The sequence below is a fragment of the Mesorhizobium sp. M0306 genome, assembly GCF_040321655.1.
In the GTDB taxonomy this organism is placed as follows: domain Bacteria; phylum Pseudomonadota; class Alphaproteobacteria; order Rhizobiales; family Rhizobiaceae; genus Mesorhizobium.
This window is the reverse complement of record NZ_JAMYRY010000001.1, coordinates 382,835-403,757: the sequence shown is the minus strand read 5'-3', so window position 1 is coordinate 403,757 and position 20,923 is coordinate 382,835. Positions and strand designations below refer to the sequence as shown.

Below are 20,923 nucleotides of genomic sequence, written 5' to 3'. Positions count from 1 at the left end.
CCAATTGGCACAGACCCAATTGGCACAGACTGGGCGTCATGCTAGGCGTTTGACCAAGCGGTAAAAAAATAACAGTGGGAACAGGCTGCATGGCGCAAGCCGCAATCGAGCTGATCGGCATCGACAAGAGCTTTGGCGCCGTGCGCGCCAACCGCGACATCAATCTGGAGATCATGCGCGGTACCATCCATGGCATCGTCGGCGAGAACGGTGCCGGCAAGTCGACGCTGATGTCGATCCTCTATGGTTTCTACCAGGCCGATGCCGGCGAAATCCGTGTCGGCGGCCAGCCGGCATCGATCAAGACACCAAACGATGCAATCGCGCTCGGCATCGGCATGGTGCATCAGCACTTCATGCTGGTCGACAACTTCTCGGTCTTGGAAAACGTCATTCTCGGCGCCGAAAGCGATGCGCTGCTGAAGAAGAGCATCGCCAAGGCTCGTTCCGAGCTGGAGCGGCTCGAGCGCGAATACGGGCTCGAAGTCGATCCCGACGCGATCATCGAGGAATTGCCGGTCGGCCTGCAGCAACGCGTCGAAATCCTCAAGGCGCTCTATCGCGGCGCCGAGATCCTGATCCTCGACGAACCGACGGGCGTGCTGACGCCGGCCGAGGCCGACCATCTGTTCCGCATCCTCAGGCAGCTGAAGGAGCAGGGCAAGACGATCGTACTGATCACCCACAAGCTGCGCGAGATCATGGCGATCACCGACACGGTCTCGGTGATGCGCCAGGGCACGATGGTGGCGACACGCGAAACCAGGAAGACCACGGTCGAGGAGTTGGCCGAGCTGATGGTCGGCCGGCGCGTGCTGCTGCGCGTCGAGAAGGGCGAGGCGAAGGCCGGCGGCGTCAAGCTCGCGGTCAAGAACCTGACGGTCAAGGATTCCCGCGGCGTCACCATGGTCGACGACGTCTCCTTCGACGTACACGCCGGCGAGATCGTCGGCATTGCCGGCGTCGCCGGCAACGGACAATCCGAACTGCTCGAGGCGATTTCCGGCATCAGGCATGCCGTGTCGGGCTCGGTTATGCTGGACGGAAAGCCGATCGACCTGACCGGCGCCGCCGACCCTGGCGAGCTGCGCGAGCGCGGCCTTGCCCATGTGCCGGAGGACCGCCACCATGTCGGCTTGGTGTTGGCCTTCGAGGAGAACGAGAATTCGATCCTCGGCTACCAGGACGACGAGCGCTATCTGAAGGGGCCGTTCCTCGACATCGACGCCATCCGTAACGATGCCAGGGACAAGATCGTCAAATACGACATCCGCCCGGCCGACTGCCGCCTCAAGACCGCCAATTTCTCCGGCGGCAACCAGCAGAAGATCGTGCTCGCGCGGGAAATGGAGCAGGATCCCGGCGTGTTGATCGTCGGCCAGCCGACGCGCGGCGTCGATGTCGGCGCCATCGAATTCATCCACAAGCGCCTCATCGCGATGCGCGACCAGGGCAAAGCGGTGCTGGTGGTTTCGGTCGAGCTCGACGAGATCCGTTCGCTTTCCGACCGCATTCTGGTGATGTTTGCCGGCCGCATCGTCGGCGAGCGCGGCCCCGACGCGACCGAGGGCGAACTCGGTCTGCTGATGGCCGGCGTCGAGCACCGGGAGGCGGCCGAGTGAGCACTCCCTATGCCAAGCTGCCGGCCTGGGCCGATTACGTGCTGATCCCGCTGATCAATCTGTTCGTCGCCTTCGTCGTTGCCGGCTTCGTCGTCATATTGGTTGGCGAGAACCCGCTGCGCGCAGCCGTCGTCCTGGTCGAGGGCGCCTTCGGTCGCGGCCAAGGCATCGCGTTCACGCTTTTCTATGCCACCACCTTCATCTTCAGCGGGCTTTCGGTGGCGGTTGCGGCGCATTGCGGCCTGTTCAACATCGGTGGCGAGGGCCAGGGCTATATCGCCGGTCTCGGCATCGGCATCGTTTGCCTGGCCTTCGACAGCGTGCTGCCCTGGTGGCTGACCTTCCCGATTGCCATTGTCGCCGCAGCGGCGATGGGCGCGCTGTGGGCGCTGATCCCGGCCTATCTGCAGGCCAAGCGCGGCTCGCACATCGTCATCACCACCATCATGTTCAATTTCATCGCCGCCAGCGTCATGGTCTATGCGCTGGTGGGCATGCTGAAGCCGCCCGGCTCGATGGCGCCGCAGACGCGCACCTTCCTCGAAGGCGCACAATTGCCGAAGCTCAACTGGATCATCGAATTGTTCGGCGCCAAAATCCGTTCGGCGCCGTTCAACGTCAGCTCGCTGCTGGCGCTGGCCATGGCCTTTCTCGTGTGGGTGCTGATCTGGCGCACCAAGCTGGGCTACGAGATGCGCACCTATGGCCATAGCCCGAAAGCGGCGCGCTATGCCGGCATTTCGGAGATCCGCATCATCATCATCGCGATGATGATCTCGGGCGCACTGGCCGGCATGATGGCGCTCAATCCGACGATGGGCGACCAGCATAATGTCGCGCTCGAATTCGTTTCGGGCGCCGGTTTCGTCGGCATCGCAGTGGCGTTGATGGGCCGCCTGCACCCGGTCGGCATCGTGCTTGCCGCAATACTGTTCGGCATGCTCTACCAGGGCGGCGCCGAGCTCGCCTTCGAGATGCCGGCGATCAGCCGCGACATGATCGTCATCATCCAGGGCCTCGTCATCCTGTTCGCCGGCGCGCTCGAGCATATGTTCCGGCCCTACGTCCAGGCGCTGTTCGCCTCGCTCAGCCCGAGATCGGTTGGTATGGAAGCGGTCAAGGGGAAGGGTGCCTGAGATGGATTTCTTCAATGCCATCGTGCAGGTCCTGGACTCGACCATCCGCCTGTCGGTTCCCTTGCTGCTCGCCTGCCTCGCCGGCCTCTATTCGGAGCGCGCCGGCGTCTTCGACATCGGGCTCGAGGGCAAGATGCTTGTCGGCGCCTTCGCCGGTGCCGCCGCCGCCTCGGTCTTCCACTCGGCCTATCTCGGGCTCGGCATGGCCATCCTCATCTCGGTTGCCTTCGCGCTGATCCACGGCTTTGCCTCGATCACCCATCGCGGCAACCAGATCGTCTCCGGCGTCGCGATCAATTTCATTGCGGCCGGATCGACGATCATGCTCGGCCAGGCCTGGTTCCAGCAAGGCGGGCGCACGCCAGCGCTGGCCGCCGGCGAGCGCTTCGAGGCAATCATCTGGCCGGGCGCGGATGCGCTCAGGAGCGTTCCGATCCTCGGGCCGATCTATTCGGAACTCATCTCCGGCCACTCCGTGCTGGTCTATCTCGCCTTCCTGGCCGTGCCGTTCACCTGGTGGGTGCTGTTTCGCACCCGCTTCGGCTTGCGCCTGCGCGCCGTCGGCGAGAACCCGGCCGCGGTCGATACCGCCGGAATATCCGTCGCCTGGCTGCGCTACCGGGCGCTGATCTGCACCGGCGTGCTCACCGGCATTGCCGGCGCCTATCTGTCGATGGTGCAGAATGGCGGCTTCGTGAAGGACATGACCGCCGGCAAGGGCTACATCGCGCTGGCCGCGCTGATCTTCGCCAAATGGAAACCGGTCAACGCCATGTTCGCCTGCCTGCTGTTCGGCTTCCTCGACGCGGCGTCGATCCGCCTGCAAGGCACGCCGCTGCCGCTGATCGGCAAGGTGCCGGTGCAATTCATGCAGGCGCTGCCCTATGTCCTGACGGTCATCCTGCTTGCCGGCTTCATCGGCAAGGCAATCCCGCCGCGCGCCGGCGGCGTGCCTTATGTCAAGGAACGCTGATCTATCATGGCTCATGATCTGTTCGAAGCGGCGAAAGCCGCCATGGCCAAGGCCTATGCGCCCTATTCGAAATTTCCGGTCGGCGCGGCGTTGCGCACCGAGGACGGCCGTGTCTTCACTGGCGCCAATGTCGAGATCGCGTCCTATCCGGAGGGCTGGTGCGCTGAAACCACCGCACTTGCCAACTACATCATGGGCGGCGGCGGCAAGATCACGGAAGTCGCCGTGATCGCCGAACGCGTGGCAAAATGCTCGCCCTGCGGCGGCTGCCGGCAGCGGCTGGCGGAATTCTGCCGGCCGGAAACGAAGTTCTATCTCTGCGATGACAGTGGCGTGGTCGAGACCGTGACCATGGGCGAGTTGCTGCCATACGGATTCCAGGGCGATGTGCTGAAATGAAAGAAGCGCTCGATCACCTCGTCGAAAGGCTGGACGGGCTGGCGCCGACCACCGCTTTGGTGCTGGGATCGGGGCTTGGCGGGCTTGTCGACAAGGTCGAGGATGCAGTGCGCATTTCCTACGCCGACTTGCCGGGGTTTCCCAGAAGCGGCGTCAGCGGCCATGCCGGCGAGGTGGTGGCGGGACTCTTTGCCGGCACGCCGGTGCTGATGCTGTCCGGCCGCGCACACTACTACGAGCACGGCAACGCGGCGGCGATGCGGCCGGCACTCGAGGTGCTTGCCGGCCTCGGCATCTCCAAACTGATCCTCACCAACGCCGCCGGTTCGGTCGATCCGGGGATGGGGCCGGGCTCGGTGATGCTGATCACGGACCACATCAATTTCTCGGGCTCCAACCCGCTGATAGGCGAGCCGAGCGACCGCCGTTTCGTCGGCCTGACCGAAGCCTATGACGCCGGTCTCCGCTCCGCCATCGAGCAGGCGGCGAAGGCCACCGGTACCACGCTGCACAAGGGCGTCTATATGTGGTTCTCCGGCCCATGCTTCGAGACGCCCGCCGAGATCCGCATGGCGCGCGTCATGGGCGCCAACGCGGTCGGCATGTCGACGGTGCCGGAGGTCATTCTCGCCCGCTTCCTCGGCCTGCGCGTCGCCGCCTGCTCTGTCGTCACCAACCTTGCCGCCGGCATGACCGGAGCCGAGCTGTCGCACCAGGAGACCAAGGACATGGCGCCGGTCGGCGGCGCGCGGCTGGCGACCATCCTGCAGCGCGTTTTTCAGGACGGGCTTCCGGAGCACAGGGTCGACGCCTGATGCTTCCCCAGGAAATCATCCGCCGCAAGCGCGATGGCCAGAAGCTCTCGGCTGAGGAGATCGCGTTCTTTATCGAGGGCCTGACCGCCGGCACCGTTACCGACGCGCAGGTCGGCGCCTTCGCCATGGCGGTGTTCTTCAACGGCATGAGCCGCGACGAGGCGGTGGCGCTGACAATAGCGATGCGCGATTCCGGCGATGTGCTCGACTGGTCGGATCTGCCTGGGCCGGTCACCGACAAGCATTCGACGGGCGGCGTCGGCGACAATGTCTCCTTGATGCTGGCACCGATCGTCGCTGCCTGTGGCGCCTATGTGCCGATGATTTCCGGCAGGGGTCTGGGCCATACCGGCGGCACGCTGGACAAGATGGATGCCATCCCCGGCTATATCAGCCAGCCGGACATTGCACGCTTCCGCAAGACGGTGCTGGAAACCGGCTGCGCCATCATCGGCCAGACCGCCGATCTGGCACCCGCCGACGCCAGGCTCTACGCCATCCGCGATGTGACGGGAACAGTGGAATCGGTGCCGCTGATCACCGCCTCGATCCTATCGAAGAAGCTGGCCGCCGGCCTCAATTCGCTAGTGCTGGACGTCAAGGTCGGCAACGGCGCCTTCATGGAGAAATCGCGCGATGCAACCGCGCTGGCCAACAGCCTGGTCGACGTCGCCAATGGCGCCGGCCTTAAGGCCTCGGCGCTGGTCACCGGCATGAACGAGCCGCTGGCATCCGCCGCCGGCAATGCGGTCGAGGTGCGCAACGCCGTCGATTTTCTCACCGGCCGCTTTCGCGACCGGCGGCTGGAGGACGTGACGCTGGCGCTGGCCGCCGAAATGCTGCAATCGGCAGGCCTGGTGTCGTCCAACCAGAACGGCCTGCGCCGCGCCGCCGAGACGCTGGCCGGCGGCCGCGCCGCTTCCATCTTCGCGCGCATGGTGGCGGCACTTGGCGGTCCCGCCGACTTCATCGAAAATCCGGAAAAATATCTGCCGAAAACGGCAACGGAATTTGCCGTCAAGGCGAGCGCGAACGGCTTTGTCACCGGCATCGCGACCCGCGAGATCGGGCTTGCGGTGGTCGGGCTTGGCGGCGGGCGGACGCGGCCGGACGACAGGATCGATCACGCCGTCGGCATCACCAGGCTGTTGCCAGTCGGCGCTGAAGTGCGGACCGGCGAAGCGCTGGCGCTGGTCCATGCCCGCAATACCGGGGATGCCGAAGCGGCCGCCGCCGCCGTGCTTTCGGCCTATACGATCGGCACTTCCAAACCGGCCACGGAGAAAACCGTCATCCGGCGGATCCTGCCGCGCGGGTAGAGCCCATTCCGATGGGTATCGGATGGGCTCTATCTCTCTTGGACCATGATCTTGTCCGAAAACCGGTTCCCTCTTTTCGCTGGCGCGGACCTGCGGTTCGGGATCACGGTCTACTGAACCAGCAGCAGCGTGCCGTCTTCGACCTGGTATTTTTCGAGCCGCTGCAGAAAGCTCATGCCGATCAGGTTGGTGTGCAGCGCCCTGTCGTCGAGCACGACGGCCTCGACGCCCTCGACGGTGATCCTGCCGATCTGCAGGCGGTCGATCGTCACCACGGCGGCCTTGATCGCACCGTTGGCGGTGTTGACCTGATGGCTGAAGTCCGACGAATTGAGCGAGATGCCGATCCTGCGTGCGGTCGAGCTGTTGATGGCGACGAGCGTCGCGCCGGTATCGATCATGCCGTCGATCTGGCGGCCGTTCAACTTGAAGGCCGACATGAAATGCCCGCGCGCGTCCGCGGTGACGACGACCTTGCGGCCGAGCGGCTGCGGCGTCGCCGGCCTGTCCGGAACGGCGGCGAGGTTCAGGTCGGTTTGTGTGTCGGCCGGCTTGGTTCCGACGGCGGATTTCAACAGCCGCTCGATTACCTGTGGATTCGACTGATAGACGATCGGCAGCGATGCCGACGTTCCGGCAAATACGCCAAGGATGAGAAGCTTGCGCAGCATGGACCGGCCTTTGTGGTTGCCGATCCTTAGTCCGATATGGTGTTTGCCGCTTTAACGAATGCGGAAACCAGCCGTTTGCGTAAACAATCGGTAAACGGACCTATTTGGTGCCGTACATGCGGTCGCCGGCATCGCCGAGACCGGGCATGATGTAGCCCTTCTCGTTGAGTTGGCGGTCGATGGAAGCGGTGAAGACCGGAACATCGGGATGCGCCTGGGTAAACCGCTCGAGGCCCTCTGGTGCCGCCAACAGGCAGAGGAAGCGGATGTTGGTGGCGCCGCGGCCTTTCAGCTTGTCGATCGCCGCGATCGCCGAATTGGCGGTCGCCAGCATCGGGTCGACGACGATCACCAGCCGGTCGGCGAGGTCGCCCGGCGCCTTGAAGAAATATTCGACAGCCTCCAGCGTCTCATGGTCGCGGTAGAGGCCGATATGGGCGACACGCGCCGCCGGCACCAGATCGAGCAAGCCTTCAAGCAAGCCGTTGCCGGCGCGCAGCACCGAGGCGAAGACCAGTTTCTTGCCCTCCAGCGTCGGCGCCTCCATCGTCTCGATCGGCGTCTCGATCGTCGTCGTCGTCAGTTCGAGATTGCGGGTGACCTCGTAGCCGAGCAATAGCGAGATCTCGCGCAGCAGCCGCCGGAAACCGGCCGTCGAGGTTTCCTTCTTGCGCATGATGGTCAGCTTGTGCTGGACAAGCGGATGGTCGACGACGGTGACGCCCTTCATGGTGTTCTCCGAACTGCGCAGGTGAATAGTGGATGGTGAATGGTGAATAGTGAATAGTGAACTGGTTTGCGAGTCCTTGGTTGCGCGGAAAAACTCGCGGTTGATGGACCGAAGCGCCGGGTGAACCATTCACTATTCACCATTCACCTGCCCTTGGCGCCGAGCCTGCCCAGCAGCGCCGCCCTGGTCTTCCTGTCGACGAAGGCTGCCTCGATGGCCGTCCTGGTGACGGCGGTGAGCGCCTTGTCATCCATGGCAAAATGCTCGGCGGCGATGTCGTATTCGCGTTTCAGCGAGGTCCAGAAATAGGGCGGGTCATCGGAGTTGAGCGTCACCTTGCAGCCCGCCGCGCGCAAGGCGGGAAAGGGATGGTCGGCGAAGCTGTCGAAGATTTTCAGGGCGATATTGGAGCCGGGGCAGCATTCGAGCACGACGCCTTCGTCGGCGATGCGCCGCACAAGCTCGGGGTTCTCGATGGCGCGCACGCCATGGCCGATGCGAGACGGGCGGATGTGGTCGAGTGCCGCCTCGACGCTTTCCCAGCCCAACAACTCGCCGGCATGAACGGTGATGCCGAGGCCGGCCTCGCGGGCGATCTCGAAGGCCCTGACATAGTCTTCCAGGTCGCCTATCCGCTCGTCGCCGGCGACGCCGAAGCCGGTGACCAGCGGATGTCCGCTGCGGGCGGCGAAACGTGCCGCCCGCTCGATCGATTCGACGCCGAAATTGCGCACGCCGGTGACGATCATCCGGCCTTCGATGCCGGTCTTTGCCTTGGCGCGGGCCATGCCTTCGCCGAGCGCGTCGGTATAGGCCTTTGGCGACAGCCCGGCCTTGCTGGCATGGTCGGGCGAGGTGAAAACCTCGGAATAGATGGCGCCGTCGCGGGCAAGGCTGGTCAGGTAGTGATCGGCCAGTCGCGCATAATCTTCTTCGGTGCGGAACAGGTCGGACGAGAAGTCGTAGGCGGCGAGGAAAGAGGTGAAATCGTGCCAGACGAAGGAGCCGTCCTGGATATAGGGCGAGGCATCCTTGCCGTATTTCTCAGCCTGGCGGAGGACGAGTTCAGGCGCCGCTGCCCCTTCGATGTGGCAGTGCAGTTCTGCTTTCAAAGGCATTCGATTATCCCGTCAGGCTTTTTCTTATGACGCAAGTTCTTGCCGGAAAACCGTGTGACACTTTTCCGGCACCTGCTTCGAAGCGCGGCCGAACACCGCGCCTTAAACAATAGCGCCCGCACCATCGATCGGCTATGGTCCCGCCGATTTTATGGCGGATCAAAACGATGTCGGTTGAAAGAACCACAGCTGCGGGCGGCATGGAAACCTCCTATGGTTTCAAGCGGGTAGGACCAGGCGACAAGCAGTCCCTGGTCAATGATGTTTTCCACAAGGTGGCGAACCGCTACGACCTGATGAACGACCTGATGTCGGCCGGGTTGCATCGGTTGTGGAAGGACGCCATGGTCGCCTGGCTCAATCCACCGAAGCGGCCGGGCTGGAGCGTTCTCGACGTTGCCGGCGGCACCGGCGATGTCGCCTTCCGCATCGTCGAGGCGAGCGGCAGGCATGCCCATGCGACGGTGCTCGACATCAATGGCTCGATGCTCGCCGTCGGCCGCGACCGGGCCGAGAAAAAGGGCCTGTCGGCAAATACCGATTTCGTCGAAGCCAATGCCGAGGAACTGCCTTTTGCCGACGCTGCTTTCGATGCCTACACCATCGCTTTCGGCATCCGCAACGTGCCGCGCATCGATGTGGCGCTTGCCGAAGCCTATCGCGTGCTGAGGCCTGGCGGGCGCTTTCTCTGCCTTGAATTTTCCGAGGTCGAGATGCCGCTGCTCGACAAGGTCTATGAAGCGTGGTCGTTCAACGCCATCCCGCGGATCGGCAAGGTGGTGACCGGCGATGGCGAGCCATACTCCTATCTGGTCGAATCGATCCGCAAATTTCCCAATCAGCAGAATTTCGCGGCGATGATTTCTCGCGCGGGCTTCGACCGCGCCTCATTCCGCAATTATTCCGGCGGGATCGCCGCGCTTCATTCGGGCTGGAAGCTTTGAGGCTGGCCCGCATTTTCATAGCCCGACGTGCCTTTCGCCAGTTCGGGAAACCGGCAGGGCAAAGCCAGCCATGAGCAGCATCGGCGCTGGTTTCAGGCTCGTGCGGGCCGGCTGGGTGCTGGTCCGCGAAGGGGTCATCGCGGCTTTGCCTGGCGACGAACTCTTCGGCCTGCCGAAATTCGGCTGGCGCATGGCCCGGTTGTTCACCCGCCGGCGCGCGCTTGCCTATGAGCGCGGCGACAGGCTGGCCAAGGCGGTCGTGCGGCTCGGCCCGTCCTACGTCAAGCTCGGCCAGTTCCTGGCGACACGGCCAGACGTCGTCGGCAACGATATCGCGCTTGATCTCGCCATGCTGCAGGACAAGATGCAGACCTTTCCCAAGGCCGAGGCCATAGCGGCGATAGAAGCATCGCTCGGACGCAAGGTCGGTGAGCTCTATGCCAGTTTTGGCGAGGCCGTCGCCGCCGCCTCGATCGCGCAGGTCCATACCGCCGAAACGATGCAGGACGGCGTCGTTAGGCGAGTGGCGGTGAAGGTCATCCGGCCGGGCGTGCGCCGCCGCTTCTTTCGCGATCTCGAGAGCTATTTCCTCGCCGCCCGGCTGCAGGAAAAGTACATCCCGTCGTCGCGCCGGCTGCGGCCGGTCGAGGTGACGGAGACGCTGGCCCAGACCACCAAGATCGAAATGGATTTGAGGCTGGAGGCGGCGGCTTTTTCGGAGCTCGGCGAGAACACCAAGGACGATCCCGGCTTTCGCGTGCCGTCGGTCGACTGGGAGCGCACCGGTCGTGACGTGCTGACCATGGAATGGGTCGACGGCATCAAGTTGAACGATATTGCCGGCCTCGCCGCCGCCGGCCACGACCTGAAGGCGATTGCCGCCAACCTGGTCCAGTCGTTCCTGCGCCATACGCTGCGTGACGGTTTCTTCCATGCCGACATGCATCCGGGCAACTTGTTCGTCGAGGCCGACGGCACCATCGTCGCTGTCGATCTCGGCATTGCCGGCCGGCTCGGCAGGAAGGAGCGCCGCTTCCTCGCTGAAATCCTCTACGGCTTCATCACGCGCGATTACCAGCGCGTCGCCGAGGTGCATTTCGAGGCCGGCTACGTGCCGCGCCAGCACAATGTCGCAGCCTTTGCCCAGGCGATCCGGGCGATCGGCGAACCGATCCACGGCCAGCCGGCTGAGACCATCTCGATGGCCAAGCTTTTGACGCTGCTGTTCGAGGTGACCGACCTCTTCGACATGGCGACGCGATCCGAGCTGGTGCTGCTGCAGAAGACCATGGTCGTCGTCGAAGGCGTCGCCCGCACCCTCGACCCGGCCTTCAACATGTGGAAGACGTCGGAACCTGTGGTGAGCGGCTGGATTACGCGCAATCTCGGCCCGCGCGCTTTACTGGCCGATGCGCGCGACGGCGCCAACGCGCTGCTGGCGCTGGCCCGCCAGGCGCCGGACCTCGCTGCCCGCACCGAGCGGCTGTCGCGTGAGATCGACCTGATGGCCGAACACGGCCTGCGCTTCGACGAAAGGACCGCGCACGCAATCGGCAGGGCCGAGGCGCGCTACACCCGCTCCGGCCGGCTGGCGCTGTGGGTAATCGCATTGACGCTGGTGTATATCGCCTGGAAGCTGCTCTAACGCCTTGTTGTCGATTGATTGCATTGCTATCATTGCCTTCGGCGATTTCGGATAAAGTGCAATCACATGGCCAGCATCACGATCCGCAACCTTGATGACGAGGTCAAGGATATGCTGCGCCGATTGGCTGCGGAGAATGGCCGGTCAATGGAAGACCAGGCGCGGGTCATGATCCGCGCAGCGGTCGAAGGTCAACTCGGTTCGTCCGGCCGCATCGACCAGATCGAGAAAACGTTGCGCGAACTGATAAGCTTGCAGAATCCTGCAGCTCCGGTGGTCGCGGTCCCCAGCCAAGTCGCGCGAGGTGTCCTCTCCGGCAAGCGCATCCTGCTCATCATCGGCGGAGGCATCGCTGCCTACAAAGCGCTCGACCTGATGCGCCGGCTGCGCGAGCGTGGTGCTTCGGTGCGCGTGGTGATGACCGCGGCGGCGCAGGAATTCGTCACCACGCTGTCGGTCGGGGCGCTGTCCGCCGATCATGTCTTCATCGATTTGTTCGACCGCCAGGACGAGCACGATGTCGGCCACATCCGCCTGTCGCGCGAGGCCGACCTTATCGTCGTGGCGCCGGCCACCGCCGACCTGATGGCGAAGCTCGCCAACGGCCACGCCAATGATCTTGCCTCCACCGTGCTCATCGCCACCGACAAGCAGGTTTTAATGGCGCCCGCCATGAACCCGAAGATGTGGGCGCATCCGGCGACCCGGCGCAACCGCTCGACGTTGCAGAAGGACGGCATCGCATTTATCGGCCCGTCGAAGGGCGAGATGGCCGAGAGCAACGAGGCGGGCGAGGGCCGCATGGCCGAGCCGCTGGAGATCGTCGCCGCGATCGAGGCGCTGCTCGACAGCCGGCCAAAGCCGCTGGCGGGAAGAAAGATCATCGTCACTTCCGGACCGACGCATGAACCGATCGACCCGGTGCGCTACATCGCCAACCGCTCGTCGGGCAAGCAGGGCCATGCGATCGCGGCGGCGCTGGCCAGGCTTGGCGCCGACGTGCGTCTCGTCTCCGGTCCGGTCGGCGTTGCCGATCCGGCCGGCGTCGCCACGCTGCATGTCGAAACTGCCGTCGAGATGAAGGATGCGGTCGAACAGCTGCTGCCGGCCGACGCGGCAGTGTTCGTCGCGGCTGTCGCCGACTGGCGCGCTCAAAGCTCGGCCGGGGAAAAGATCAAGAAGGTGGCGGGCGAGGGTCCGCCGGTGCTGCAGATGGTGGAAAATCCCGATATTCTTGCCGGTGTCGGGCATCACAAAAAGCGGCCGATGCTGGTGGTCGGTTTCGCCGCGGAGACGCAGGACCTGGTCAGGAATGCCGAGGCCAAGCTTGCGAAAAAGGGTGCCGATCTTATCGTCGCCAATGATGTCTCGCATGAAGGCGGTTCTCCGGGCGTGATGGGCGGCGACCGCAACAAGGTGCGGATCGTCTCAAAGGCCGGCGTCGAGGAATGGCCGGAGATGAGCAAGGACGAGGTGGCGACGCGGCTCGCGGCACTGATCGCCGACCGGCTGAAGACGGTCGTGGTCTAGTCAATCCCCGACGGAGATTGGCAGCTTCGCCGGCTGCGCGTCGCTCGTCCCCGATATCCGCAAGGCGGCGAGGCATCCCAGGATTCCGAGCGGGATGAAGGCGAGGAACAGCCAGGCGGCGACATTTGCCGCGGCCTCGCGGTTCAGACCTTCGGAAAAGCCGCTGGCATTGGCGACGATGCCGGTCAGTGCCGCACCCACGGCATAGCCGATGCGCTGCATGGTCGGCACGGCGGCCGAGGCGACCGTCTGCTCGCCTTCCCGCGCCGATGCCACGATGACACGCGTGACGAACGGCCAGGCGATGCCGAAACCGCCGCCTTGCAGCAAGGCGCAAAGCAGGATCAACGGGATCGAGCCCGCCGGCACCGTATAGGCGAAACCGGCGATGCCCGTGGCGATCATCAGCGCTCCGCCGACGATGATCAGCCGCTCGCGCTCCGGCGGCGCATTGGCGACGAGGATCGACAGGATCGACCAGGCGATCGATTCGGCGGCGATGATGTAGCCGGTGGTGAGGATCGGAATGCCGTGCAGGCTGGTCAGGAGCAGTGGCCCGTAGACCGCGAACGAGCAGGTCGCCACCGAGAACGCCGCGACCATGGTCATGCCCGCGCCGACCGGCGAGCGCCATGAGAACAGCCGCGACGGGAACAGGCGCGAGCGCGGCTTCAGCGCGTCGATATGGATAAACAGCGCCAGGCCGATCAGGCCGAGGGTGAGCAGCAGCGACGAGCGCAGCAGGGCGATGTCGACGCCGGCGGTGGCGATCAGCACGACGCTGACGGCAAGGCAGCCAAGTGCTGCAAACGGGAAAGGCGGCGCTGAGCCGCCGGTCGCCTGCGGCCTTGTTGCTTCAGGCGTATCGAGCACGATGAAGCTTGCCAGGGCCATGGCCGTGCCGCCGAGGGTGAAGACGCCGAAGGCCCAGCGCCAGGACAGCAATTCGGTCATGACCGCGCCGAGCACCGGCCCGCTGAAGGCGGCGACACCCCAGATCGCCGACATGACGCCGAAAAGCTGCGGCCAGATCGCGCGGGCAAACAGCCGCTCGACCGAGACGAAGGCCAGCGACACCAGCGCGCCGCCGCCGAGCCCCTCGATCAGGCGGCCGCTGAGGAACAGCGGCATCGAAGGCGCGGTGGCGCAGACCAGCGCGCCGCCGGCATAGAGCATTGCGGCGACCATCATGTTGGTACGCAGCGCGACATAGCTCACCAGCCGTCCGGCGGCCGCACCGGCAACGATGGCGCCGAGCTCGTAGATCGCCAGCGACCAGCCGAACAGTTGCACACCGGCGAGCTCGCCGACCATGGCCGGCATGACCGTTGCCACCATCGTTTCGTTGGTGGCGTGCAGCAGGATGCCGAGGCTGATGAAGCAGAAGCGCGCCAGGTCGCCGCTCGCCCACAGCGCGCGCCAGTCAACTCTATTTGTGCTTGTTTTGGTCACCCCGTCCTCCCGAATTTTCTTGGGCGCCGATCTAAGATACTGAGCATTCGTCGCGTCGAAATGGACGCGCGCCGCCTCGCGGGAGGGCTTGTAGAACCTCAACCACAGTTGAGATCAAGCGGTTTTGATCGCCGTTGTCGTGGCGGATGTCAAAATTGTGCGATGGGGGGACGATCACGAGGCATTGAGATTCTGGTCAGACCGAAGACGAGCAATATTGGATCGCCGCAATCTTCGGTCACGGTAACGGCATGAACACAGTTGCCATGCCGTGATCTTCGAGCGCTGCAACTTTGAACATCAGGGCGGCCCATCCTCTGCGGAGTGGGCCTGCCGGAATCCATGAGCTTTCGGCAGCTATTCGCAGGCCGACACCTACGCTCCCCGCCGCTCGGGGAGCCATGCTACGCCGTTACTTGAACGAGTGGATCAGGTCCAGCGACGTGACGGCGACCGCCAGGTTGACGCCGGTCTGTGCCTGGACGCTGAGCGGCTGCAGCGAAAAGGCGCTGTCGAGGCCGCCGACCAAGAGATTGGCGCCGCCACCGGTGACCACGCTGGCCTCGGCATTCACGCCATAGTAGCTGCCGGCAAGGTCGCCCTCATCGTGGTTGCGGGTCGCCGCCAGAACCGCCCATACCAGCTGGCCCTGGTGCGTCCGGCCGACATCGACGCCGAGCTTGGAAATCACCCCGGTATAGACTTCGGAGGGACCGCCACGATGCGGACGAAAGACACAGGAAACATCCTTGTTGGAGGTGACGAGATAGGCCGTGCCGCCGTCGATGGTGCAGTCGAGCACGCCGAGCTGGAGCTTGCTGGCGCTGGCGGGAGCGACAACGACGGTCGTCGCCAGAGCGGCGGCACAGGCGAGTTTCTTGATCATGGCGGGGTCCTTTCCAATGGCTTTGTACAAACGGCTGAGCACGCCGAGCGTTCCGCCGAAAACTTGGCGCCAGCAAGGCAAGGGTAAACGCAGGGTTGTCGGGGTGCGGAAAGGGCGGCCCGATAAACCGGCCCGCTCAGCCGGCGCTGGTGCGAGCCAGGCCGTCCTTGGCCGGCTGGTAGGTCGGATTGAGGTGCACGGCCTCGCGGTAGGATTTCGCGGCCCTGACCTTGTCGCCGCGCCGTTCGTAGATTAGCGCCTGGTTGGACCAGGCCTCGGCGTTCTTGCCGTCGAGCTTTATGGCCATGTTGAAGTCGGCGAAGGCGTTGTCCTCGTCGTTCATGGCAAGGTAGGAGAGGCCGCGTCCGTTGTAAGGCTCGGAAGCATCCGGCGCTAGCGAAATGGCGGTCGAGAAATCCTCGATGGCAAAGGCGTGCTGGCCCTGGCTCTGGTAGATCAGGCCGCGATTGTGATAGGCGCGCGCGTCGGTCGTGTCGAGCTGGATGGCCTTCTGGAAATCGTTGAAGGCTTCCTGGATCCGGCCGGCCCTGCGGTAGAGATTGCCGCGGCCGATATAGGCGGCGTCATAATTGGAATTGATCTGGATCGAGCGGTTGTAGTCGGCCAGCGCGCTTGCCTGGTCACCGAGGAAGCGCTGGATGAGCGCCCGGTTCGAATAGGCCTGGTAGAAATTCGGATTGAGCTGGATGGCGGTGTCGAAGTCCTTCAGCGCCGCCTGGTACTGGCCGCCGCGGCCATAGGCCGAGCCTCGCACATTGTAGGCTTCCGGATCCTGGGGGTTGCGCTGGATCACCGCCGACAGCGAGGAGATGTTCTCGCTCGAGGCTTGCGCCTTGTCGATGTTGTTGAACTCGCCGGTTGGAACGCTCTGGCAGCTGGCAAGCGCCATCCCGGAAAGCAGGGCTGCCGTCAGGGCGAGGCCGCGCCACGCGGTTCTGCGCTCTACGGTGATTGCGTCCATGTCTGCCCTGTCCTTACTGCGCCGTCTGGTCCGTGGCCCCTCCGAACCGGCATCTCTCCCAACCGGTCCTCTCGGACCGGGTCGAACTCACAACAAAAAGGTGGCGGCGATTCCGCATCGCGCCACCTTGGATATCCTTGGAAAAGGACGAAAAATTGACGTCAGAACCGCGGCGGACGCGGAGCACCGGCACCGGCAGCACCGGCCGCGACCGGACGCGGCGTCATCGGCAGCAGGCCTTCGCGCTGGGCGCGCTTGCGGGCCAGCTTGCGGGCACGGCGCACGGCTTCCGCCTTTTCACGGGCGCGCTTCTCGGAGGGCTTCTCGTAATGTCCGCGCATCTTCATTTCGCGGAAGATGCCTTCGCGCTGCATCTTTTTCTTGAGCGCGCGAAGCGCCTGATCAACATTGTTGTCGCGGACGAGTACCTGCACGTGCAATCCTGTCTTTCGGTTTGAAATCAACAGGCAAGCGGCCATAGCCACAAGCCTCCGCGGCGCGTTACACCACGAATTGGGGCGGCTGATAGCAGAATCAAGGGGCGCTGTCCACAGCCGATTGAGAGACGGTGCCGACCCCGAAACGAAAAACCCGCCTCGGCGGCGGGTCTTCGGTGTGAATCAGCACCATATCGAAATTAATAGCATAGCTGCCGGCACAAAGCAAGAACAAAATTCACCTTGGACCAGATAGGCGCCGCTACGCTGTGGCCAGGTGGAGCTGCTCGAAACCCTCGAAGAATTCGCCGTAGTCGCAGGTTATCTCCTCGCCGGCGGCGATGTCGCGGGTCGCGGTGGCCCCGCCATGCTGCGAAAAGTCGGTGTTCGGCTTGTCGGCGTGGTTCATGAAACGGCCATTGTCGACCTCATAGACCATGAAGCCCGGCCGGTCCGGACTGGGATAGGCATATCTGTCGAGCAATTCCTTGAGGTGCGGCGGCGCAGTCTCGTATCTTTCGACCGGGATCAGCCGGTCGAAGTCCGGATCGAGACGCCAGATCTGCGCGCCTTTGCGGACCGGCTCGGCGGCGAACACGCCGACGCCTTCGATTGCGCTTGCGGCGATATAGGTTCTGATCAGCAGCATGTTTCCAATCCGTCTTCGAGGAGAAGACGGAATCGTCAAATCGCCGGAAAAAGCAAGACTGGTTTTTCTGACGTTGGCTTGCGCGCCGATGCGCCGACCGCGAAACGCTTCACGTCCGGGTGATCGAGACGCCGCCGTCGGCGAACAGTGCCGTGCCGGTGGTGAAGCTCGATGCATCGGAAGCCAGGTAAAGCGCCGAGCGGGCGATCTCCTCAGGCTCGGCGACGCGCTTCAAGGCATGCAGGTTTTCGACGAAGGCTCGCGATTCAGGTGTCTTGAACGTTGCCGAAGGCGTGTCGGTGCCGCCTGGCAGCAGCGCGTTGATCCGGACGCCTTTCGGGCCATATTCGGCGGCCAGCACCTGCGTCAATCCGATCAGACCGGCCTTGCTTGCGGCATAGCTGGTCATGCCGGGCATGCCGACCGTGTAGCCGACGAAGGTGGAGGTGAAGATCAACGAGCCGCCGCCGCGATCGATCATCGCCGGCACCTGGTATTTTGCGCCGAGAAAGGCGCTGGTCAGATTGGTATCGAGCGTCTCGCGCCAGCCCTCCAGCGACAGCTCCGAGACCGGCCCCATCCTACCGACCGAGCCGGCATTGTTGAAGGCGATGTCCAGCCCGCCGAATTTCCCGACCGCCAGGTCGACGAGGGCTTTTGCGTAGGCTTCGTCGCGGACATCGCCGGCAAGAGCGACGGCGGTGCCGTCGGCGTCTTCGATTTCGGCAACCAGCGCATCGAGCTCCGCCTGGCGACGGGCTGCGACGACCACCTTGGCGCCTTCCTCCGCAAACACCTTGGCCGTGGCGCGGCCGATGCCGGAGCTGGCGCCGGTGACGATGGCAACTTTGTTGGCAAGTGCGAGCATTTTTTTGCATCCTTCTTTCGCGCCGGCCCTTGCCGGCAATCGGGATGCTTGGTCGCAAATCGGGGCGGTGCGAACCACCCGATACCTGCGCTGTTTTCAACAGCGCTTCTTGACCTCCGCTGGCCACCAAGCTACGGGTCCTCATCCAAAACTCGCGGGTGGACGCGCCACCCATTTGCAATGACCCCCCAAGACATGATGAGCAAGTTGCTGGAGCCCGGCTACGAGGGCGACGGCAAACTGGCGAACGATCTCCTTTCGTATTTCCAAAAGGGCTTTCCGATCGAGAATCTGCGGCCGTTACTGACATCCAGTAATAGTTATACGCAGGGCACGGCGGCATTTCTGGTAGCTGAAATAAGGCCAACACTTAGCTTCAAGATGAATTGCGTCGTCGAGGAGATAGCCAACCTGCTCGACAGCAAACATTGGCGTACTCGGTTCGATGCAATCGAGGCGCTGTGGAGTTGCACCACGCCAGCTGATGGAGTCGTTCTCGGCCGCATTTTTCTGAGGCTGGATGACGAACATGCGGGCGTTCGATGGAAGGTCGTCCAGTTCATTTGCCTCGCGCAGCGTTGGCAGTTGAGGCTTGCGGTGGAAAATGCCGCCGCTCTGCGCCCGGACTCGATTTTTGGGACGCTGGTAAGTCCTCGCGGTCATTATTTCATGCCGAGCGCCGAGGACCTGCCCCGGTTGCTCGATCATCCTGATGCTGTGTTGCGGCGCTTTGCCGCCGCAGTGGCTATCAGGCAGCGCGAGGTGATCGTTGAGCGTTTCGTGGCCATGGCGGAGCAGTCGGGCGATGCAGAGGTTCGTAAAATCGCCGCCGATTGTCGCCGGGGCTTTTTACGGCCGACCTATGCAATCGGGCCGTCTATCCTGAAGCGTGCGTCGGCTGAAACGTCAAAACGCGAAGCTCACAACAGCGGCCGTTGAAGGCACGGCGCAAAACGGCAAGCGCCGTCGCAAACAGTGCAAGGCTGGCAGCACGGTTTCGCTAGTGATACAGCTCGCGCGCCGGGGTTGTCTGATCTGCCCGGCCGCCATTTGCGAGGCCTGCAACGTTGAAGAAATACTCGGTATTCGCCATCGCCCGCGAGGCCATGCGCGGTCATAGGGGCTGGGAGGAACAGTGGTCCTCGCCGGAGCCGAAGAAGGAGTACGACGTCGTCATCGTCGGCGCCGGCGGCCATGGCCTGGCCACCGCCTATTATCTCGCCACCGTGCACGGCATCACCAACGTCGCGGTATTGGAAAAAGGCTGGCTCGGCGGCGGCAATACCGGCCGCAATACCACCATCATCCGCTCCAACTATCTCTATGACGAAAGCGCCGGCATCTACGACCATGCGCTGAAGCTGTGGGACGGGCTCAGCCAGGAGCTCAACTACAACGTCATGTATTCGCCGCGGGGCGTCATGATGCTCGCCCACAACATCCACGACATCCAGGTGCTGAAGCGGCACGTCCACGCCAACCGGCTGAACGGCATCGACAATGAATGGCTGACGCCGGAACAGGCCAAGGAATTCTGCCCGCCGCTCAACATTTCGCGCGATGCGCGCTACCCGGTTATGGGTGCTGCCCTGCAGCGCCGCGGCGGCACGGCGCGCCACGATGCCGTCGCCTGGGGCTATGCGCGCGGCGCTTCGGCGCGCGGCGTCCACATCATCCAGAATTGCGAGGTCACCGGCGTCAAGCGGGCGCCGAACGGCGCGGTTACCGGCGTCGAGACGACGCGCGGCTTCATCGGCGCCAGGAAGGTCGGCGTGGTCGCCGCCGGCCATTCCTCGGTGATCATGAACATGGCCGGCGTGCGCATGCCGCTGGAAAGCTATCCACTGCAGGCGCTGGTATCGGAGCCGGTCAAGCCGGTGGTGCCTTGCGTGGTGATGTCGAACACGGTGCATGCCTATATCTCGCAGTCCGACAAGGGCGAGCTGGTCATCGGCGCCGGCACCGACCAATATGTCTCCTATTCGCAGACCGGCGGCCTGCACATCCTGCAGCATACGCTCGACGCGATCTGCGAGATGTTTCCGATCTTCACGCGCATGAAGATGCTGCGCTCATGGGGCGGCATCGTCGACGTGACGCCGGACCGTTCGCCGATCCTGGCCAAGACGCCGGTGCCCGGCCTCTATGTCAATTGCGGCTGGGGCACGGGCGGCTTCAAGGCGACGCCGGGTTCGGGCCATGTCTTTGCCCATACGATCGCCAGGGACGATCCGCACCCGATCAACGCGCCCTTCACCATAGAGCGCTTCCGCACCGGCCGGCTGATCGACGAGGCGGCGGCGGCAGCGGTGGCGCACTGATGGTGACCGAGATGGCCGTCGCCATGCCGCTGATGCTCGCCGGCGAGCAAGGCCTGTTTCATATCCCGACGCCAGAGGAGGTGCGCCTGCAGCCCATCAGCCGCGCCGGCAATGAAGCGGATTGGCCGTTTTCCGTCGACGAGGGTGTACTCGCCTGCGCCTGGAGCGCCGGTCAGAGAGTGGTCACCTTTATGGAGAACCGGCCAGCCGATCTCGAGGAAGGCGAAAAATTCGAGCGGCGCTACGTCATCGTGACGACCGAACCGATGACGCTTTCGGTCGGCAATATGGCGTATCGCGACCTTTTCCGCCCGGTAGCCAGCATCGAGGAGCGCATCCGGCTGGTCGCGCCCTTCGTGACGATGGGCCAGAGGCTTTGCGACCAACCTGCCGGCGCTCGCGTCGGCCACGGCGAACTGTAGGACC

The 20,923-nt window shown here is 63.9% G+C and carries 21 protein-coding genes; 12 read left to right on the top strand and 9 right to left on the bottom strand.

Annotated elements, in window-relative coordinates; all coding sequences use genetic code 11:
• Positions 1-89: 89 nt before the first annotated feature.
• Genes NKI95_RS02010 through deoA form a run of 6 tightly spaced genes read left to right on the top strand, consistent with a single transcriptional unit; the run spans position 90 to position 6,264 of the window.
• On the top strand, positions 90-1,622 hold the full coding sequence (locus NKI95_RS02010; protein ID WP_352713676.1) for an ABC transporter ATP-binding protein: 1,533 nt from the start codon (positions 90-92) through the stop codon (positions 1,620-1,622).
• Positions 1,619-2,758 carry an ABC transporter permease gene (locus NKI95_RS02005; RefSeq protein ID WP_352465913.1) on the top strand — a complete coding sequence of 380 codons (1,140 nt, stop codon included), beginning with the start codon at positions 1,619-1,621 and terminating at the stop codon, positions 2,756-2,758. Before NKI95_RS02010 ends, NKI95_RS02005 begins: the two co-directional genes overlap by 4 nt.
• Position 2,759: 1 nt before the next feature.
• A complete protein-coding gene (locus tag NKI95_RS02000; RefSeq protein ID WP_352516902.1) occupies positions 2,760-3,731 on the top strand; it encodes an ABC transporter permease in 972 nt (323 codons plus the stop codon).
• A gap of 6 nt (positions 3,732-3,737) precedes the next feature.
• On the top strand, positions 3,738-4,130 hold the full coding sequence (cdd, locus tag NKI95_RS01995; RefSeq protein ID WP_352713673.1) for a cytidine deaminase: 393 nt from the start codon (positions 3,738-3,740) through the stop codon (positions 4,128-4,130).
• Positions 4,127-4,945, top strand: coding sequence for a purine-nucleoside phosphorylase (locus tag NKI95_RS01990; protein WP_352713670.1), 819 nt, complete (start codon positions 4,127-4,129; stop codon positions 4,943-4,945). Before cdd ends, NKI95_RS01990 begins: the two co-directional genes overlap by 4 nt.
• Complete coding sequence (gene deoA / locus NKI95_RS01985; RefSeq protein ID WP_352713667.1) at positions 4,945-6,264, top strand: thymidine phosphorylase; 1,320 nt, start codon at positions 4,945-4,947, stop codon at positions 6,262-6,264. Before NKI95_RS01990 ends, deoA begins: the two co-directional genes overlap by 1 nt.
• Positions 6,265-6,374: 110 nt before the next feature.
• Here deoA and NKI95_RS01980 read toward each other — a convergent pair whose 3' ends face one another.
• The 3 genes from NKI95_RS01980 to NKI95_RS01970 all read right to left on the bottom strand — a co-directional run bounded on the left by NKI95_RS01980 (position 6,375) and on the right by NKI95_RS01970 (position 8,783).
• The gene (locus NKI95_RS01980; RefSeq protein ID WP_352713664.1) at positions 6,375-6,935 is read right to left on the bottom strand and encodes a TIGR02281 family clan AA aspartic protease; all 561 of its coding nucleotides are present in this window, start codon (positions 6,933-6,935) and stop codon (positions 6,375-6,377) included.
• A 100-nt stretch (positions 6,936-7,035) separates the two neighbouring features.
• Complete coding sequence (gene upp, locus NKI95_RS01975) at positions 7,036-7,665, bottom strand: uracil phosphoribosyltransferase (RefSeq protein ID WP_023675320.1); 630 nt, start codon at positions 7,663-7,665, stop codon at positions 7,036-7,038.
• A 143-nt stretch (positions 7,666-7,808) separates the two neighbouring features.
• Positions 7,809-8,783, bottom strand: a complete 975-nt coding sequence (locus tag NKI95_RS01970; RefSeq protein WP_352713663.1) for an adenosine deaminase — start codon at positions 8,781-8,783, stop codon at positions 7,809-7,811.
• Between the two features lie 167 nt (positions 8,784-8,950).
• Here NKI95_RS01970 and ubiE point away from each other — a divergent pair, with 167 nt between their 5' ends.
• From ubiE to coaBC, 3 genes are all read left to right on the top strand, one after another.
• A complete protein-coding gene (ubiE, locus tag NKI95_RS01965) occupies positions 8,951-9,727 on the top strand; it encodes a bifunctional demethylmenaquinone methyltransferase/2-methoxy-6-polyprenyl-1,4-benzoquinol methylase UbiE (RefSeq protein ID WP_352713661.1) in 777 nt (258 codons plus the stop codon).
• Between the two features lie 70 nt (positions 9,728-9,797).
• Positions 9,798-11,372, top strand: a complete 1,575-nt coding sequence (gene ubiB, locus NKI95_RS01960; protein WP_352713659.1) for a 2-polyprenylphenol 6-hydroxylase — start codon at positions 9,798-9,800, stop codon at positions 11,370-11,372.
• A 66-nt stretch (positions 11,373-11,438) separates the two neighbouring features.
• Entirely contained in the window at positions 11,439-12,902 is a 1,464-nt protein-coding gene (gene coaBC / locus NKI95_RS01955; RefSeq protein WP_352713656.1) for a bifunctional phosphopantothenoylcysteine decarboxylase/phosphopantothenate--cysteine ligase CoaBC, read from the top strand.
• Here the strand turns inward: coaBC and NKI95_RS01950 are convergent, their stop codons facing one another.
• From NKI95_RS01950 to NKI95_RS01925, 6 genes are all read right to left on the bottom strand, one after another.
• A complete protein-coding gene (locus NKI95_RS01950; protein WP_352713654.1) occupies positions 12,903-14,354 on the bottom strand; it encodes an MFS transporter in 1,452 nt (483 codons plus the stop codon).
• A 412-nt stretch (positions 14,355-14,766) separates the two neighbouring features.
• On the bottom strand, positions 14,767-15,240 hold the full coding sequence (locus NKI95_RS01945; RefSeq protein ID WP_352713651.1) for a DUF992 domain-containing protein: 474 nt from the start codon (positions 15,238-15,240) through the stop codon (positions 14,767-14,769).
• 136 nt (positions 15,241-15,376) lie between these two features.
• Positions 15,377-16,222, bottom strand: coding sequence for a tetratricopeptide repeat protein (locus NKI95_RS01940; RefSeq protein WP_292657303.1), 846 nt, complete (start codon positions 16,220-16,222; stop codon positions 15,377-15,379).
• Positions 16,223-16,383: 161 nt separating this feature from the next.
• The gene (rpsU, locus tag NKI95_RS01935; RefSeq protein WP_023675331.1) at positions 16,384-16,656 is read right to left on the bottom strand and encodes a 30S ribosomal protein S21; all 273 of its coding nucleotides are present in this window, start codon (positions 16,654-16,656) and stop codon (positions 16,384-16,386) included.
• A 265-nt stretch (positions 16,657-16,921) separates the two neighbouring features.
• Positions 16,922-17,308, bottom strand: coding sequence for an SET domain-containing protein (locus tag NKI95_RS01930; RefSeq protein WP_352713648.1), 387 nt, complete (start codon positions 17,306-17,308; stop codon positions 16,922-16,924).
• Between the two features lie 109 nt (positions 17,309-17,417).
• Positions 17,418-18,176, bottom strand: a complete 759-nt coding sequence (locus tag NKI95_RS01925; protein ID WP_352713645.1) for an SDR family oxidoreductase — start codon at positions 18,174-18,176, stop codon at positions 17,418-17,420.
• Between the two features lie 198 nt (positions 18,177-18,374).
• Here NKI95_RS01925 and NKI95_RS01920 point away from each other — a divergent pair, with 198 nt between their 5' ends.
• The 3 genes from NKI95_RS01920 to NKI95_RS01910 all read left to right on the top strand — a co-directional run bounded on the left by NKI95_RS01920 (position 18,375) and on the right by NKI95_RS01910 (position 20,919).
• Positions 18,375-19,115 (top strand): hypothetical protein, encoded by a 741-nt coding sequence (locus NKI95_RS01920; protein WP_352713642.1) that lies wholly within the window; start codon positions 18,375-18,377, stop codon positions 19,113-19,115.
• Between the two features lie 128 nt (positions 19,116-19,243).
• Positions 19,244-20,497 carry a sarcosine oxidase subunit beta gene (locus NKI95_RS01915; RefSeq protein WP_352709259.1) on the top strand — a complete coding sequence of 418 codons (1,254 nt, stop codon included), beginning with the start codon at positions 19,244-19,246 and terminating at the stop codon, positions 20,495-20,497.
• The gene (locus NKI95_RS01910) at positions 20,497-20,919 is read left to right on the top strand and encodes a hypothetical protein (protein ID WP_352713640.1); all 423 of its coding nucleotides are present in this window, start codon (positions 20,497-20,499) and stop codon (positions 20,917-20,919) included. Before NKI95_RS01915 ends, NKI95_RS01910 begins: the two co-directional genes overlap by 1 nt.
• The last annotated feature ends 4 nt before the right edge of the window (positions 20,920-20,923 follow it).

Excerpts from the sequence above, each read along its gene's own strand:
- NKI95_RS02010 (WP_352713676.1), top strand. The coding sequence starts at position 90 with ATGGCGCAAGCCGCAATCGAGCTGATCGGCATCGACAAGAGCTTTGGC.
- NKI95_RS02000 (WP_352516902.1), top strand. The coding sequence starts at position 2,760 with ATGGATTTCTTCAATGCCATCGTGCAGGTCCTGGACTCGACCATCCGC.
- cdd (WP_352713673.1), top strand. The coding sequence starts at position 3,738 with ATGGCTCATGATCTGTTCGAAGCGGCGAAAGCCGCCATGGCCAAGGCC.
- NKI95_RS01990 (WP_352713670.1), top strand. The coding sequence starts at position 4,127 with ATGAAAGAAGCGCTCGATCACCTCGTCGAAAGGCTGGACGGGCTGGCG.
- deoA (WP_352713667.1), top strand. The coding sequence starts at position 4,945 with ATGCTTCCCCAGGAAATCATCCGCCGCAAGCGCGATGGCCAGAAGCTC.
- NKI95_RS01980 (WP_352713664.1), bottom strand. The coding sequence starts at position 6,935 with ATGCTGCGCAAGCTTCTCATCCTTGGCGTATTTGCCGGAACGTCGGCA.
- upp (WP_023675320.1), bottom strand. The coding sequence starts at position 7,665 with ATGAAGGGCGTCACCGTCGTCGACCATCCGCTTGTCCAGCACAAGCTG.
- NKI95_RS01970 (WP_352713663.1), bottom strand. The coding sequence starts at position 8,783 with ATGCCTTTGAAAGCAGAACTGCACTGCCACATCGAAGGGGCAGCGGCG.
- ubiE (WP_352713661.1), top strand. The coding sequence starts at position 8,951 with ATGTCGGTTGAAAGAACCACAGCTGCGGGCGGCATGGAAACCTCCTAT.
- ubiB (WP_352713659.1), top strand. The coding sequence starts at position 9,798 with ATGAGCAGCATCGGCGCTGGTTTCAGGCTCGTGCGGGCCGGCTGGGTG.
- coaBC (WP_352713656.1), top strand. The coding sequence starts at position 11,439 with ATGGCCAGCATCACGATCCGCAACCTTGATGACGAGGTCAAGGATATG.
- NKI95_RS01945 (WP_352713651.1), bottom strand. The coding sequence starts at position 15,240 with ATGATCAAGAAACTCGCCTGTGCCGCCGCTCTGGCGACGACCGTCGTT.
- NKI95_RS01940 (WP_292657303.1), bottom strand. The coding sequence starts at position 16,222 with ATGGACGCAATCACCGTAGAGCGCAGAACCGCGTGGCGCGGCCTCGCC.
- NKI95_RS01930 (WP_352713648.1), bottom strand. The coding sequence starts at position 17,308 with ATGCTGCTGATCAGAACCTATATCGCCGCAAGCGCAATCGAAGGCGTC.
- NKI95_RS01925 (WP_352713645.1), bottom strand. The coding sequence starts at position 18,176 with ATGCTCGCACTTGCCAACAAAGTTGCCATCGTCACCGGCGCCAGCTCC.
- NKI95_RS01920 (WP_352713642.1), top strand. The coding sequence starts at position 18,375 with ATGAGCAAGTTGCTGGAGCCCGGCTACGAGGGCGACGGCAAACTGGCG.
- NKI95_RS01910 (WP_352713640.1), top strand. The coding sequence starts at position 20,497 with ATGGTGACCGAGATGGCCGTCGCCATGCCGCTGATGCTCGCCGGCGAG.